Source organism: Serratia entomophila (genome assembly GCF_021462285.1).
In the GTDB taxonomy this organism is placed as follows: Bacteria; Pseudomonadota; Gammaproteobacteria; order Enterobacterales; family Enterobacteriaceae; genus Serratia; species Serratia entomophila.
Genome location: NZ_CP082787.1, coordinates 2,384,267 through 2,398,319 on the forward strand (window position 1 = coordinate 2,384,267; position 14,053 = coordinate 2,398,319).

The 14,053-nt window shown below is 63.5% G+C and carries 14 protein-coding genes and 1 pseudogene; 7 read left to right on the plus strand and 8 right to left on the minus strand.

The window, feature by feature from the left end; all coding sequences use genetic code 11:
- Window positions 1-25: 25 nt before the first annotated feature.
- Window positions 26-1,183, minus strand: coding sequence for an FAD-dependent urate hydroxylase HpxO (gene hpxO, locus KHA73_RS11715; protein WP_234591034.1), 1,158 nt, complete (start codon window positions 1,181-1,183; stop codon window positions 26-28).
- On the opposite strand from hpxO, the gene KHA73_RS11720 reads away from it, so the two are divergent.
- Window positions 1,167-1,385, plus strand: coding sequence for a hypothetical protein (locus tag KHA73_RS11720; protein WP_234591036.1), 219 nt, complete (start codon window positions 1,167-1,169; stop codon window positions 1,383-1,385). The genes hpxO and KHA73_RS11720 overlap by 17 nt on opposite strands.
- Window positions 1,386-1,409: 24 nt before the next feature.
- On the plus strand, window positions 1,410-2,474 hold the full coding sequence (locus tag KHA73_RS11725) for a P1 family peptidase (protein ID WP_234591038.1): 1,065 nt from the start codon (window positions 1,410-1,412) through the stop codon (window positions 2,472-2,474).
- A gap of 43 nt (window positions 2,475-2,517) precedes the next feature.
- On the opposite strand, the pseudogene KHA73_RS11730 reads toward KHA73_RS11725, so the two are convergent.
- A pseudogene (locus tag KHA73_RS11730) lies at window positions 2,518-2,745 on the minus strand (DUF1003 domain-containing protein); the annotation flags it as partial.
- Between the two features lie 244 nt (window positions 2,746-2,989).
- Between KHA73_RS11730 and KHA73_RS11735 the strand changes: the two are divergent.
- From KHA73_RS11735 to KHA73_RS11745, 3 genes are read left to right on the plus strand one after another with little or no spacing between them, the layout of a single operon-like run.
- A complete protein-coding gene (locus KHA73_RS11735; protein WP_234591039.1) occupies window positions 2,990-5,197 on the plus strand; it encodes a xanthine dehydrogenase family protein molybdopterin-binding subunit in 2,208 nt (735 codons plus the stop codon).
- Window positions 5,198-5,212: 15 nt separating this feature from the next.
- Window positions 5,213-5,671, plus strand: a complete 459-nt coding sequence (locus KHA73_RS11740; RefSeq protein WP_234591040.1) for a (2Fe-2S)-binding protein — start codon at window positions 5,213-5,215, stop codon at window positions 5,669-5,671.
- Between the two features lie 11 nt (window positions 5,672-5,682).
- Window positions 5,683-6,987: a c-type cytochrome gene (locus KHA73_RS11745; protein WP_234591041.1), complete on the plus strand. Its 1,305-nt coding sequence runs from the start codon at window positions 5,683-5,685 to the stop codon at window positions 6,985-6,987.
- A gap of 45 nt (window positions 6,988-7,032) precedes the next feature.
- Here KHA73_RS11745 and KHA73_RS11750 read toward each other — a convergent pair whose 3' ends face one another.
- A complete protein-coding gene (locus KHA73_RS11750; protein WP_234591042.1) occupies window positions 7,033-8,202 on the minus strand; it encodes a cupin domain-containing protein in 1,170 nt (389 codons plus the stop codon).
- A 256-nt stretch (window positions 8,203-8,458) separates the two neighbouring features.
- Window positions 8,459-9,394, minus strand: coding sequence for a LysR family transcriptional regulator (locus tag KHA73_RS11755; protein WP_234591043.1), 936 nt, complete (start codon window positions 9,392-9,394; stop codon window positions 8,459-8,461).
- Between the two features lie 98 nt (window positions 9,395-9,492).
- Here KHA73_RS11755 and KHA73_RS11760 point away from each other — a divergent pair, with 98 nt between their 5' ends.
- Window positions 9,493-10,059 carry a chromate transporter gene (locus KHA73_RS11760; protein ID WP_234591044.1) on the plus strand — a complete coding sequence of 189 codons (567 nt, stop codon included), beginning with the start codon at window positions 9,493-9,495 and terminating at the stop codon, window positions 10,057-10,059.
- A complete protein-coding gene (locus KHA73_RS11765) occupies window positions 10,056-10,577 on the plus strand; it encodes a chromate transporter (RefSeq protein WP_234591045.1) in 522 nt (173 codons plus the stop codon). The genes KHA73_RS11760 and KHA73_RS11765 overlap by 4 nt, the downstream gene beginning before the upstream one ends.
- 6 nt (window positions 10,578-10,583) lie before the next feature.
- Here the strand turns inward: KHA73_RS11765 and KHA73_RS11770 are convergent, their stop codons facing one another.
- The 4 genes from KHA73_RS11770 to KHA73_RS11785 all read right to left on the minus strand — a co-directional run bounded on the left by KHA73_RS11770 (window position 10,584) and on the right by KHA73_RS11785 (window position 14,053).
- Window positions 10,584-10,937 (minus strand): AprI/Inh family metalloprotease inhibitor, encoded by a 354-nt coding sequence (locus KHA73_RS11770; protein WP_234591046.1) that lies wholly within the window; start codon window positions 10,935-10,937, stop codon window positions 10,584-10,586.
- 151 nt (window positions 10,938-11,088) lie between these two features.
- A complete protein-coding gene (locus KHA73_RS11775; RefSeq protein WP_234591047.1) occupies window positions 11,089-11,736 on the minus strand; it encodes a dihydrofolate reductase family protein in 648 nt (215 codons plus the stop codon).
- Window positions 11,737-11,805: 69 nt separating this feature from the next.
- Window positions 11,806-12,813 carry an alpha/beta fold hydrolase gene (locus KHA73_RS11780; protein ID WP_234591048.1) on the minus strand — a complete coding sequence of 336 codons (1,008 nt, stop codon included), beginning with the start codon at window positions 12,811-12,813 and terminating at the stop codon, window positions 11,806-11,808.
- Window positions 12,814-12,895: 82 nt separating this feature from the next.
- Complete coding sequence (locus tag KHA73_RS11785) at window positions 12,896-14,053, minus strand: phytanoyl-CoA dioxygenase family protein (protein WP_234591049.1); 1,158 nt, start codon at window positions 14,051-14,053, stop codon at window positions 12,896-12,898.

Sequence of the window (14,053 nt, forward strand, 5' to 3'; positions counted from 1 at the left end):
TTGCCCCCTAAAAACCCAATAAGGCTCAGGCCAGCGGGCCGCCCAAAATGGTCTCCCGCATGCCGGCGAGAATGCGTTCGCCGGTTTCGCTCTTCAGTTCTTCATACCAGTCTTGGGTGATGGCCATGTCTTTGCCGTGCGTCACGTCGCAGCGTTTGCGCGCCTTCAGCACCAGATCCTTCACCCGCAGGCCGCGTTTTTCCTGATAACGCAGCAGGGCGTCTTCGATACCCAGCGAGTTGGTCTGCAGCGCCAGCGCCAGCACCACCGCGTCTTCCATCGCCGCGCAGCCGCCCTGGCCGATATCCGGGGTGGTGCTGTGGCCGGCGTCGCCCAGCAGCGCCACGCGGCCGCGCACCAGCCGCTCGAACGGCTCGATGTCATGGATCTCGATGCGGTTGGTGGCGGCGGGGTCGATGGCGGCAATCAGCTTTTGCACCGGTTCGGCCCAGCCGGCAAAGTAACGCTGCAGATCGGCGCGTGCGCTGCTGCGGTCTTCCGCCAGCCCGGTCGGCAGCGGCACGTCGAAGAAAAAATAAAAGCGGCCGCCGGCGACCGGCATCAGCGACACCCGTTTGCCTTCGCCGACGAAGGTGGTCCACTGGTCCGCCGGCGCTATCGATTCATCAAGGGTCACCAGCCCGTTCCAGTTGACGTAACCGGCGTAGCGGCGTTCCACCGCGTGGCCGAGCACGTAGGGGCGGATTGCCGAATGGGCGCCGTCGGCGGCGATCAGCATATCCCCGCTGGCCTGGCTGCCGTCTTCAAACCAGGCCATCACGCCGTCTGCGGTTTCCTCCATGCCGCACACGCGTTTGCCAAAGCGCACCCGATCGCGGCCATAGGTTTCCAGCAGCATCGCCTGCAGCTCGGCGCGGGCCACCGGGTAGGGGCGCTCGCCGACGCTGGCGATCAACGGATCCAGACTGAATCGCGTCAGGGTACGGCCGTGTAAATACTCCCGATAGGCCATGTAATGCAGCGGGCCGCCAAGCCGGCGCAACGGCTCTTTCATGCCGAGATAATTCAGGCACTTCACGCCGTTCGGCCAAATGGAGATCGCCGCGCCCGCCGGGCGGATCTCCGTTACCGCTTCATAGACTTCGCTGTCGATGCCGATGCGCTTCAGGGCGATGGCGGCGCACAGGCCGCCGATGCCGCCGCCAATGACGATTGCTTTCATCTGGTTGTTCTCCTTTAATGGCCATAACCGGAAGCTGCAATTTTCGTACCAGCTCGCCGGGGCGGTGGCGCGCGGGCTGGCGCAGAGGGGCGGCCGCAAAGTGGTGCAGGCAATGAACGGCGATGGGGCAAGGTTATTTTTGCTGCCCGCTTCGGCTTTCAATTTACGGGGCGATGCCTGGCGCGATATGCTGGTTTTCTAACGGACTGCGCCAGACGAGGTCACCATGACAGACAACCAAGCCTTTGAACGCCAGAGCCTGGAGAATCTGCTGAGCTATTGGCGGCGCCACCGTCGCCTGCCGGGGGCGCGTTATTTGCCCGGGCCGACGGACAGCCTGTGCGACGTGAGCGGCGTCAGCGTGGGGCATCACACGCTGGACAGCGGCGAATGCCAGACCGGCGTGACCGCCATTATGCCGCCGGGCGATCTGTTCAATCAGCCATTGCCCTGCGGCAGCGCGGTGCTGAACGGCTTCGCCAAACCGCTCGGCCTGGTGCAGCTCAACGAACTGGGCGTGCTGCAAACGCCGATCCTGCTGAGCAACACTTTTGCGGTCGGCACCCTGTTTAACGCCATGGTGCGGCGCAGCTGCCGGCGCTACCCGCAGATCGGCCGCGGCAGCGCCACCATCAACCCGGTGGTGCTGGAATGCAACGACGGCTATCTCAACGATATTCAGGCCATGACGGTGCGTGAGGAGCACGTGTTCAGCGCGCTGGATAATCACTCGGTCGGCTTCGCTCGCGGCAGCGTCGGCGCCGGGCGCGGTATGAGCAGCTTCGGCCTGAAAGGGGGCATCGGCACCGCTTCGCGCTATTGCCCGGGCCTGGGGGCTACCCTGGGGGTGTTGGTGCTGGCCAACTTCGGCACGCTGGAATCGCTCACCCTGAGCGGCGTGCGCGTCGGGCCGGCATTGGCTGCGCAATTGGCGGATCCGCCGCCGCAGGTGGACGCCGGTTCGGTCATTATCATCATCGCCTGCGATCGGGTGCTGGACAGCCGGCAACTTAGCCGCATCGCCAAACGCGCCGGGGCCGGGCTGGGCCGCGTGGGCAGCCACTGGGGGCACGGCTCCGGCGATATCGCGCTGGCGTTTTCCACCCGCCTGCAGGGAGCGGCGCTGCCGGATGAACGGCTGGAACCGCTGTTCGCCGCCGCGGCGGACGCCACTGAATACGCGGTGCTGGACGCCTTGCTGAGCGCCGAGGGCGTCAACGGCTTCCAGCAGCATTCGCGCGTTGCGCTGGGGCCGCTGCTCGATCGCCTGGCCGGCGACTATCTGCATTGACCGATAGCCGGCGTTCAGGCAATCACAGGCGTTCGCGCCGGGTTAGCTGGATGAAAGGGTAAGGGTCAAATTTGGCGAAGCCCGCCAGGTTGAGGTAGATCCAGACGCCAACTACCAGCGTTTGCCCCAGCAAAAAGGTCGGGGTACCGAAGAAACGGGCGAAAGCCTCGGCCTTCAAAGCAAGCCACCGATCGCCAAAAGTATGGTTTAACTGTTTTAATGGACGATATAAACGAAATCTCTTATTTTGCGACACCGCCTTAATGCCTATAACGTTGCCGGTAAGACCTTTCTTATAACACAGGCAAGCCTGCGTGCATTGGCGGGGGTTGCAGCGCACAGCGCACGATTCTCCAACGAAAAAAACCTGTCCAACATTAAGCTGCCTGAATAATAGGCTACGCTAACTATTAATCTGTTGCTCCATCTACCCTGGGCGCAGCCGACAATATTCCATAAGAAAATGATTCTGGCCGAACGCATTGACGCGGTTCGGCATTTTGGAGCTATGAGCAATGACCATATCGCAAGTCCCGCTTTCGCGGCGGCGGTTTATCGTCGGCGCCGGGGCGTTGGTGATCGGCGCGTATCTGCCGTCCACCGGCGCGCTGGCCCGGACGAACGCCGCAGCTGCGCCCGGCGCCGCGGCGTTTGATGCCAATGCCTTCGTGCAGATTGGCGCCGACGGCATCGTTACCGTTATCAGCAAACACACCGAAGTAGGCCAGGGCGTCTACACCGGAATGGCGACGCTGGTCGCCGAAGAGCTCGACGCCGATTGGGCCCAGGTGCGAGTGGTGGCCGCGCCGGTGGACACCAGCGTCTATAAAAATCTGGCGTTCGGATTCCAGGGCACCGGCGGTTCCAGTTCGGTGGCCAACGCCTACGAGCAGATGCGCCGTATGGGCGCAATGGCGCGCGCCATGCTGGTGCAGGCCGCGGCCCAGCAGTGGAAAACATCACCGCAGGAAATCAGCGTGCAGGCGGGCAAAATTAGCCATGCCGCCAGCGGGCGCGAAGCGGGCTTTGGCGAGTTCGCCGCGCTGGCCGCCACGCTGCCGCCGCCGGACCCGGCCAGCCTGCCGCTGAAGGATCCGGCCAACTTTACCCTGATAGGCAAGGCCAGCGGCCTGCATCGCGTCGACTCGTTGGCGAAAACCAACGGCAGCGCGCAGTTCTCGCAGGACATCCACGAACCGGACATGCTGACCGTCACCATCAAAAAGCCGCCGCGCTTTGGCGGCAAGGTGGCCTCTTTTGACGCCGGCCGGGCGCTGGCGGTGCCGGGCGTAGTGGCGGTAAAACAGATCGACACCGGCGTGGCGGTCTACGCCAAAAACACCTGGGCGGCGATCCAGGGCCGCGACCGGCTGCGGGTGGAGTGGGACGACGCTCAGGCCGAGCGGCGCAACACGGCGGAAATTTTCGCCGAGTTCCGCCAGGTGGCGCAAAAAACCGGCGTGGTGGCGAAGAGCAAGGGTAAGCCGGACGAGATCTTCGATAAGGCCGACAAGGTTATCGAAGCCGAATACACCTTCCCCTATGTCGCCCATGCGCCGATGGAGCCGCTGGATGGCTACCTGTTCTGGGACGGCGAAAGCGTCAAGGCGCGCTATGGCTGCCAGATCCAAACCCTCGATCATAAGCAGCTGTGCGATCTGTTCCAGCTGCCGCCGGAAAAGGTGCAAATCGAAACCATTTTGGCCGGCGGCAGCTTCGGCCGCCGCATCGATCTGGGCAACCCGAAACTGGGGCCGGATCTGGCGGCGGACATGGCGGCGGCGGCCAAGGGCATTGGGCCGGGGCACGGCGTGAAGGTGGTGTGGACGCGTGAGGACGACATCCGCAACGGCTGGTATCGCCCGATGATCCTGCACCGCCTGCGCGGCGCCATTCGCGGCGGCAAGGTGGTGGGCTGGACCGACACCGTGGTTGGCCACTCCTGGACGCGCAACAGCGCGATGGACGGGCTGGTGGTCAACGGCCTCGATCAGATGATGGTCGAAGGCGCCAGCGAGGTGCCGTATACCTTCGAAGCCTTCCGCTGCGACGCGCATATCGTGCCGGGCAAGGTGCCGACGACCTCGTTGCGTTCCGTCGCCAGCACCCATACCGGCCATGCGGTGGAGAGTTTCATCGATCAGCTGCTGCAGGAAACCGGGCAGGATCCGGTTGAGGGGCGTTTGGCGCTGATGGGCGACGCGCCGCGCGAGGCCGGCGTGCTGCGAGCGGTGGCCAAGGCCGCCAACTGGCAGGGCGCTGCGGTGGTGGATGGCCGCGCACGCGGCGTGGGCGTCGCCAAGGCGTTCGACACCCGGGTGGCGCAGATCGCCGAAGTGTCGATCGGAGAAGGCGGCATTCCGCGAGTGCACAAGGTATGGTGCGCGGTGGACTGCGGCGTGGCGGTCAATCCGGACGTGATCCGCGCGCAGATTGAGGGCGGCATCGGCTACGGCCTGAGCATGGCGCTGTACGGCAACATCACGCTGAAAGACGGGGTGGTTGAGCAGTCCAACTTCAACAACTTCCGCCCGCTGCGCATTGATGAAATGCCGGAAATCGAGGTGATTATCGTGCCTTCGACCGAGAAGCCGACCGGCGTCGGCGAACTGGGCGTGCCGACCATCGCTCCGGCGGTGGGCAATGCGCTGGCGCTGCTTGGGCGGCCGCGCACCTCGCTCAGCCTGCCGTTACACCAACCCAACCGCGACGCCAGCGTCTGACAAGGAGAGAACAGCATGATTAGCTTAACCGTAAATGACCAGCCGCTGACGTTCGAGGGCGATCCCCATATGCCGCTGCTGTGGTTCTTGCGCGACGAAGCCGGGCTGACCGGCACCAAATTCGGCTGCGGCGTCGCCATGTGCGGCGCCTGTACCGTGCATCTGGACGGGGTGCCGGTGCGCTCCTGCATGACGCCGGTTTCCGCCGCGGTCGGCAAGAAAATCACCACCATCGAAGCCATTGGCGCCACGCCGGCGGGCAAGGCGGTGCAGGAGGCCTGGGTCAATCTGGACGTGGTGCAGTGCGGCTACTGCCAGTCTGGCCAGATCATGAGCGCCAGCGCGCTGCTGGCCCAGAGCAAAAACCCGAGCGATGCGGACATCGACGCGGCGATGAGCGGCAACGTCTGCCGCTGCGCTACCTATGTGCGCATTCGCGCCGCCATCCACCAGGCCGCCAAGGCGCTGGATTAGGGAGAGATGCGATGAGCAACGCCTTGAAAGGGCTGTTATGGCTGATTGTCGCCGTGGTGGTGGTGGCGGGCGGTTACGCGCTTTACACCCTGCTGCGGCCGACCGGCGCGGAACCTGCGGCGCCGATCGCCGGCGCGCCGGCCGGCATTACCGACAAACTGGCGCGCGGCGAATACCTGGCGCGCGCCGCCGACTGCGTGGCCTGCCACACCGCACCCGGCGGCACGCCGTTTGCCGGCGGCTTCGCCTTCAAGCTGCCGTTTGGCACCATTTACGGCACCAACATCACCGCCGATAAGGAGACCGGCATCGGCAACTGGAGCGACGAGCAGTTCGTGCGCGCGGTGCGCGAAGGCGTCGGCCCGCAGGGCAACCTGTACCCGGCGATGCCTTATACCTCGTACACCGGGCTGAGCCGCGACGACGTGCTGGCAATCAAAGCCTATCTGTTCAGCCTGCCGCCGGTGAAACAGGCCAACCTGCAAAATGACCTGTCGTTCCCGTTCAACCAGCGTTGGGGCATGAAGTTCTGGAATCTGGCGTTTTTCAACGAACAGCGTTTCGAACCCAACCTCAATAAGGACGAACAGTGGAACCGCGGCGCCTATCTGGCGACGGCGCTGGGCCACTGCAGCGAGTGCCACACGCCGCGCAATCTGGGGTTTGGCATCAATCAGAGCAAAAACCTCAGCGGTGAGGTGGTCCAGGGCTGGTTTGCCGCCAACATCACGCCGGACAAGCAAACCGGCATCGGCAGTTGGAGCGAACAACAGCTGTCGCAATATCTGGCGACCGGTCATGCGGAAGGCCGCAGCAGCGCCGCCGGGCCAATGGCGGAAGCGGTGGAAAACAGCCTGCAGTTCCTGACGCCGGAAGATAACCTGGCGCTGGTGAAATACCTGCGGGATATCGAACCTATCGCCGGCGACAGCGCCGCCGCGGTGAACCTGCAGCCGAAGGGCGCCGTGTCTTCCAGCCCGGTGTTGCCGGGCGGGCAGGATCAGTCACTCGGCCGCCGGCTGTTCGCCGGTGACTGCAGCGGTTGCCACCAGTGGAACGGCCCGGGGCGGCAGAGCAAATACGCTTCGCTGGTCGGCAGCACGGCGGTGAACGATCCGCAGGGCCGCAGCGTGGTGCAGGCCATTCTCAAGGGCACGCGCATCAGCATTGGCGAACAGCATGAAGTGATGCCGGACTTCGGCAGCGCCTATTCCGATGAGGAAGTGGCAGCGGTCGCCAACTTTGTGGTCGGCCATTTTGGCGACAAACAGGGGACGGTCACGGCGAAGCAGGTGGCTGAACAGCGCAAACAGTAGTAAAGAACCGGCGGCGAGGGGGCTGAATGCGCCCTCGCCGCTGCATCAGCTTCTGCGGCGCGACATCACCAGCTTGTCTTTTGGCCGCTCCCGCCAGTCGTCAGGTTGATTGTTGAAGTTATCCGCCAGCAGATAGGCCGGCGTTTTGGCCAGCCAGTCGGACAATGAGATATCCTGATACACGCCGTTGTCCAGCACGATCAGCACTTTCAGATCCTCCTCGCCGATATTCTCGATGTAATGGCCGAAGCCCTGCGGCACGTAGCCGACGTCGGTAGGGGCATATTCCTCGGTCTGCGCGTGGCCGTGCGAGCTGAATACCGTCATCCTGCCCTTGCCGGAAATATAGTATTGCCATTCGTTGGCGTTTGGGTGCCAGTGTAATTCACGCACCGCGCCGGGCTTGACGATTTCGATAATGCCGGTGATGGTGGTGGAAATAGGAAACTCTTTTGAAGAAACCAGATGCACGCTGCCGGCGTCATTTTCAAAAAAAGGTTTTTTCTTCATTAATTCATAACGGTGAGCCAACGGGGAGTTATTCAGGCCGCCGTCGTTGACGGGCAGCGGCAATGCAGGCGGAACCGCGCCGCCGACAATATAGGCTTCACCCTTTTTGGCTTTGGAAAATACCGATGCCGGCATATTCACGCTTTTTTCCAATACTTCTTTCGGCATATGCGCCACCCAGTCGGTAATGCTGAAGGTGCCGAATTCAGAGAAGTGCCCGTTGTCGAAGGTCAAGACAAAATGCGCGCCATCCGCCAACGCCTGAATGGAGTGCCCGTAGCCCTTGGGGAAGTACCAAACGTCGCCGGGACCGAAGTCCGCCACCTCGCATTTGCCCTCGGGATCGATGATGGTGATGCGCGCGTGCCCCTCCAGCATAAATGCCCATTCGGCGGCTATCGCATGCCAGTGCAGTTCGCGCACGCCGCCCGGCTCCAGTGTCATGTCCACGCCGGCCACGCCTTCGGAGATCGGGAACTGCTCGACGGTGGCCTCGCGCGCCCAACCGCTGGGCAGGCTGCGTTTTTTGCTGTCGGTAAACTTGTACTTGTAGACGCCTTGCGCACCGGCGGGCGGCTGATAGCTGCTGGGGGGAACGATATTGCGGTGGTCGTCGGCGGCGGCGGATTTCATCATGCCGCCCATAACGCCGGCGGCGGCTGCGCTGACGGCAGAAACTTTCAATATGTCACGACGCGATAGCATAGGTTTTTCTCCATATAAATGGCGGGAGGTTTTTGCAGGTTTAAATAGGCTGCCGCCGATGGGTAATACGGCGGCAATTAAAGCGTAGCGGCTTGTTTTTATTATTTCCGTTTATTGTTGCAAGGTTTGTGTTACCAAATACGTTTTCGCTTTATTATTTATTCCGATCTTGATTAATCAATCGGGTAAATTAATTTTAATCTCCAGTTAAACTCAATAAATCTTAAACGGAATGCTTTTTTACCCGCCGTAATGGTTATTTTTGTTGCGAGAGTTGTCCGCTCTCGGGATATACCGCCTCGGCCACCAGTTGGCGAAAACGCTCGACTATCGGCGAGCTTTGGCTGCGGCGCAGCGCCAGATACAGCGGAGCGCTGAGCAGCGCGTCTTCGGCGATGGCGCGGTAAACGATGCCATCTCCGCCCAGCCGCCGCATGGAGGCCGGCACGATCGACAGCCCCAACCCGGCGCCGACCAGGCTGAGGGTGGCCGGCAGGCGCGGCGCTTCCTGCACGATGCGCGGGCTGAAATCTGCGCGGTGGCAGGCGGCCAGGATGGCGTCGTACAATCCCTGGCCCGCCGGGCGGCGGTAGAGAATAAACGCCTCGTGCGCCAGCGCGGTCAGCGGTAGCGGCTCCTGCGTGTCTGTCGCCAGCCGGTGGCCGAGCGGCAGGGCGGCGATCATCGGTTCGCTGAGCACCGGCTCGATGGTTAAGCCGGGGATGCCGCTGGCCGGCGAGCGCACGAAAGCGACGTCGAGCCGGTCGTCCATCAGGGCGTCCATCAGTTCACTGCTGCCGGCTTCCTCCAGCTGGGTGGTGATGCCCGGCAGAATGTCGCGATAGCGGCGCAGCAGGTTAGGCACGAAAGGATGCAGCGCGGCGGAGCTGGTAAAACCGATGGCGATATGCCCCTGTTCACCGCGCGCAGCACGGCGCACCGCCTCGGTCAGATGTTCGGCACGGGCCAGCAGGGCGCGCGCCTCATCGAACAGCACGCCGCCCGCTTCGGTGGCGCGCACGCCGCGCGGCAGGCGTTGCAGCAGCTTCACGCCCAGTTCGTCTTCCAGCCCCTGCAGCAGGCGCGTTAACGGCGGCTGCTGAATAAACAGCCGTTCGGCGGCGCGGGTGATATTGCCTTCTTCCACCACGGTGACAAACGCCCGCAGGCGGCGCAGTTCGATCATAGCCATACCTCAAAGGTATCTTTGGTTGCTCTGGAATGCATTAGACATCATGGCACGAGCGCACGCATGATACCAGCCATCAAAATAAGCGATGTGGAACGGCAATGTCTGAGTTTAATGCGGTAAAAACCCGGCCGGTGAGCGCACCGGGCAACGGCGAACTGTTTCTGGGCTTTCTGTGGCTGGGGCTGATTGGTTTCGGCGGCGTGTTGCCGCTGGCGCGCAGCATGCTGGTGGAACAGCGGCGTTGGCTGAGCGGGGAACAGTTCACCGAGCTGTTGGGGCTGTGTCAGTTTTTGCCCGGCGGCAACGTGATTAACCTGTCGGTGGCGGTGGGCATGGAGTTTCGCGGGCTGCGCGGCGCGCTGTGCGCACTGCTCGGGCTGATCAGCGCGCCGACGGCGATCGTGGTGGGGCTGGGCATGGTTTACGCCCGCTTTCAGAACGACCCGCACGTTCAGCATCTGTTCGCCGGGCTGGCGGCCGCGGCGGCCGGGCTGTTGCTGTCTACCGGCTTGAAAATGCTGCGGCCGCTGTGGGGGAAATGGCTGGCGTTGGCGATAGTCGCGCTGGCCCTGGTCGCCATCGCCTGGCTGCGCCTGCCGCTGCTGCCGACCATGCTGGTGCTGGCGCCGCTGAGCATTCTGCTGACGTGGAGGATGCCGTCATGACCGGCGTGCTGATCGCGCTGGCGATGATCTTTACCGAGCTTTCCCTGCTGGCGTTCGGCGGCGGCATGACCATACTGCCGGAGATGCAGCGCCAGGTGGTGGAGGTGCATCAGTGGATGAGCGCGCAGGAGTTCAGCGCGCTGTTCGCCATGGCGCAGGCCGCGCCGGGGCCGAATATGATGATCGTGCCGCTGATTGGCTGGCACGTCGCTGGCTGGGCCGGGCTGCTGGTGTCTTCCGTCGCCAAGTTTGGCCCGTCGTCGATCGTTACCCTGTTGGTGATGGGCGCCTGGCGGCGCTTTAAAGACCGCCCGTGGCGGCGCATCGTGCAGGCCGGGCTGGTGCCGGTGACGGTTGGCCTGGTGGCCGCCAGCGGGGTGTTGATCGCCGAAGCCTCGGCGCCAAGCTGGCCGCTGGCGGCGATCGTGGCGCTGGCTACTGCGCTCAGCATGAGCAAACGCATCCACCCGCTGTGGGTGCTGGCAGGCGGCGCCTTGCTTGGGTTGCTGATGGCCTGAGCGCCGTCAGCGCGGGGTCAGCACAAAGCGGGAAGGGCCGTTGCGGTCGATCAGTTCGTATCGTTTTGGCGCGGTCAACGCCAGGAAGGCCACCATGCCGCCTTCGGCGTTGGTCAGCGTCATGCCGTCCGGCGTCGGTCGCCAGGCGACGGGCGTCTCTTTCAGCGCCAGCGGCTGCAGGCACTCGGCGGAGGCGCTGAAGCGGAAGGCGTTGGTGTTGGCTACCGCTTCGTCGCTCAGTTGCACGTCGCAGACGGCTTTACCGTCGCCGATGGCGGCGAGCTGCCAGTCGCCCTTTAGCGCGGCGGGTTCCAACAACGGCAGCGAACTGCCCAAAGCACTGCTGCACAATAAGCTCATAACGACTCCTGTCAGGGCGGCGCGGCGCAAGGCGCGCGTTGGGGAAAAGATCGGCATCGGTCACTCCTTTCGGCTGTCCGTTCACACCTTAGCACGTGCCCGGCGGGATGATGAGAGAAGGAAAAGAGAAAAGGGCCGAACGGCCCTTTTATCACTGAGCTGCCGCCGCGCTTTCCGCCACGAAGGAGCCGGTCGTCACCGCGCCGGCGCGGCGGTAGTGGGCCACGATCACGCCGCCGGGCGAGACCACCGACTGGGCCAGCGTGAAGGCCGCCGGCGCCGCGTTGTCATCGAACAGCCGCTTGCCGCCGCCGAGCAGCACCGGGTAGGTGAGCAAACGCAGTTCGTCCACCAGATCGTTGGCCAGCAGCTGTTGCATCAGCGTGCTGCTGCCCTGCACCAGCAGCACCGGCCCCTGGGTGCGTTTCAATTCGCGCAGCCGGGCGATGATGTCTAGCCCCAGCCACTGGCTGTTTTCCCACGCCAGCGTCTCGCGGTGGTGGGTGGCGACGTACTTGGTGGCTTGATTGAACGTGCGGGCGATGTCGGCGGAAACCGGGTCGGCCTCGCCGGTGATCTGCGGCCAGTAGCCGGCGAAGATATCGTAGGTGCGCCGCCCGAGCAGCAGATCGAAAGGCGCAGAGAAAAGATCGCCCATCGTTGCCGCGACGGAGTCATCCCAGTAGGGGGCAGTCCAGCCGCCGAATCGAAAGCCGCCGCTGCGGTCTTCGTCCTGCCCGCCGGGCGCCTGCATCACGCCGTCGAGGCTGACGAACGCGCTGGCAATAATCTGTCGCATGGCTGTCTCCTGCAGTTGAGTGTCAGCTGAAAGTTTAGCCGCCGCGCGGCGGCGGCGCCAACCGGCCGCTTAAGGCTGCAGCGCTTTGATCAGCGCCTGGTTAAAGCGATCGGGCTGTTCCATTTGCGGCGCATGGCCCAGCCCCGGGAACTCGATCAGCGTGGCGTGCGGGATCAGCTTCGCCGCCTGTTTGCCCAGTACCTCGTAGTGGCCAAGCGTCTCCTTGACCGCCGGCGCGGCGATGTCGCTGCCGATGGCGGTGGTGTCGGCGGTGCCGATCATCAGGGTGGTCGGAGTTTGCAGGTTTTTGAATTCGTAGTACACCGGCTGGGTGAAGATCATGTCGTAGATCAGCGCCGAGTTCCAGGCTACCAGCCGGTGCCCCGGCCCGTTGTTTAACCCGGCCAGCATATCCACCCAGCGATCGTACTCCGGTTTCCAGCGGCCGACGTAGTAGGTCTTCAGCTCATAGTTGCGAATGCCTTCGGCGGAGGTTTTCAGCTCACGCTCGAACCACCGATCGACGCTGCGCCACGGCACCCCTTTGGCCTTCCAGTCTTCCAGCCCAATCGGGTTGACCAGCACCAGCCGCTCCGTCGCCTGCGGATACATCAGGGCGTAGCGCGTCGCCAGCATGCCGCCGGTAGAATGGCCGATGATTACCGCCCGGCCGATTTTCAGGTTCTGCAACAGCGCCTGGGTGTTTTGCGCCAGCTGCTGGAAGCTGTACTGATAGTGCTGTGGCTTGGTGGAAGAGCAAAAGCCGATCTGATCCGGCGCTATTACCCGGTAACCGGCTTTGCTCAGCGCTTTGATGCTGTCCTGCCAGGTGGCGGAGCAGAAGTTTTTACCGTGCATCAGCACCGCGGTGCGGCCGTTGGCTTCAGCCTCCGGCGGCACGTCCATGTAACCCATCTTCAACTGCTGCCCCTGTGAGGTGAAGCTGAATTGCTGCAGCGGGTAAGGGTAGTGGAAGCCCTGCAGCTCGGGGCCGTACTTCGGCGTTTGGTCGGCGGCCGCGGCGGTGAAGGCGGCCAGCGCGCCGAACAGCAGCGCGCAGCGGGTCAATCTCAGCATCCTGAACTCCTTGATGAAAACGGACAATAGCCGAGTATAGCCGCAATAGTTCCGCCGCCGGCAAAAAGCGGCGGAGCCGGTTTCAGGCGCTGCGCAACTGCTGCTGCCGCGCAAGCCGCTGAGTGAACTGCGGCGCGTCCCAGTCTTCCTGCAGCGCCTGCCGCAACAGCTGTTGTTGAGTCTGTGGCGCCAGCCCGCCGATCGGCGGATCGCTGTCGAGGTTGGTGGGGAAGGCGTAACCGTCGGCGGCGGCGGCCACCAGCGCCGCCAGACCGGGTTCGTCCAGGGTTCCCTGCTGATGGCGCCGCCGCAGCGCCGGGTAGATGGCCTGCAACAGGCGCAGCCGGTTAACGGTCTCCATCGGTTTGCCGAATGCCGACGAAATCTGCAGCAGGTTGGCGATGCGCACATGATTGGCGGTGAGGTTGTTGCCGGCGGCATGGAACAGCGCCGGGTTGAAAAACAGTGCGTCGCCTTGTTCCAGCGGCAGCTGGATCGCATGCCGCTGGAAGTAGTCGATAAACGCCGGCTGTCGCCAGGCCAGGTAACCGCCCGCATAGCGCTGCGAGAACGGCAGCAGCTGAGTTGGGCCGGACTCCAGCGGCATCGGCGAATGCGCCACCGCGCCCTGCAGCGTCAGATACTGCGACAGCTGCTGCAGCGGCAGCGGGAAGCGCTGCACGTCGCGGTTTTCCTGAAAGCCCAGGTGATAATCGCGGTGCGGCTGCTGCGCTTTGCCGCCGGGGCGCACCACGTTGACCTGCGCCGTCATCTGGTACCAGGGGCCAAGCCAGGCCTCGCTCACCAGCGCCAGCGTCGGGTTGGCGTAATAGTCGATGAAGGCGTCCGCATCCTGTTCCGCCGCTTTCTGCAGCGAGTTCCAGATGCGGCCGTTGCTGCCGGCGGCGGCAAAGTGATCGCCACCGCCGCCGTTGGCGGCTTCCGCCTGAAAAATCGCCTCGAACACCCGGTTATGGCGCACGATCACTGCCGGGTCCGGGTAAGCGTTTTTAATCACCAACACGCCGGGGCCGCTGGATAACGCGCGGTGCAGCTCGCCGAATACCGCGGCTTTATCGGTCTGGGCGCCGTCGAGCAGCGTCTGGCCGCGATAAATCAGCACTTTTTTTTGCGCCTCGGCGGCCAGCGGATAGTCGCTTAATGTTAGCGGTTGCTCACATTGCGCGGCAAACTCACTGATCGACAGGCGATCCGGGTGTAAAAACAAATTATCCTGCAT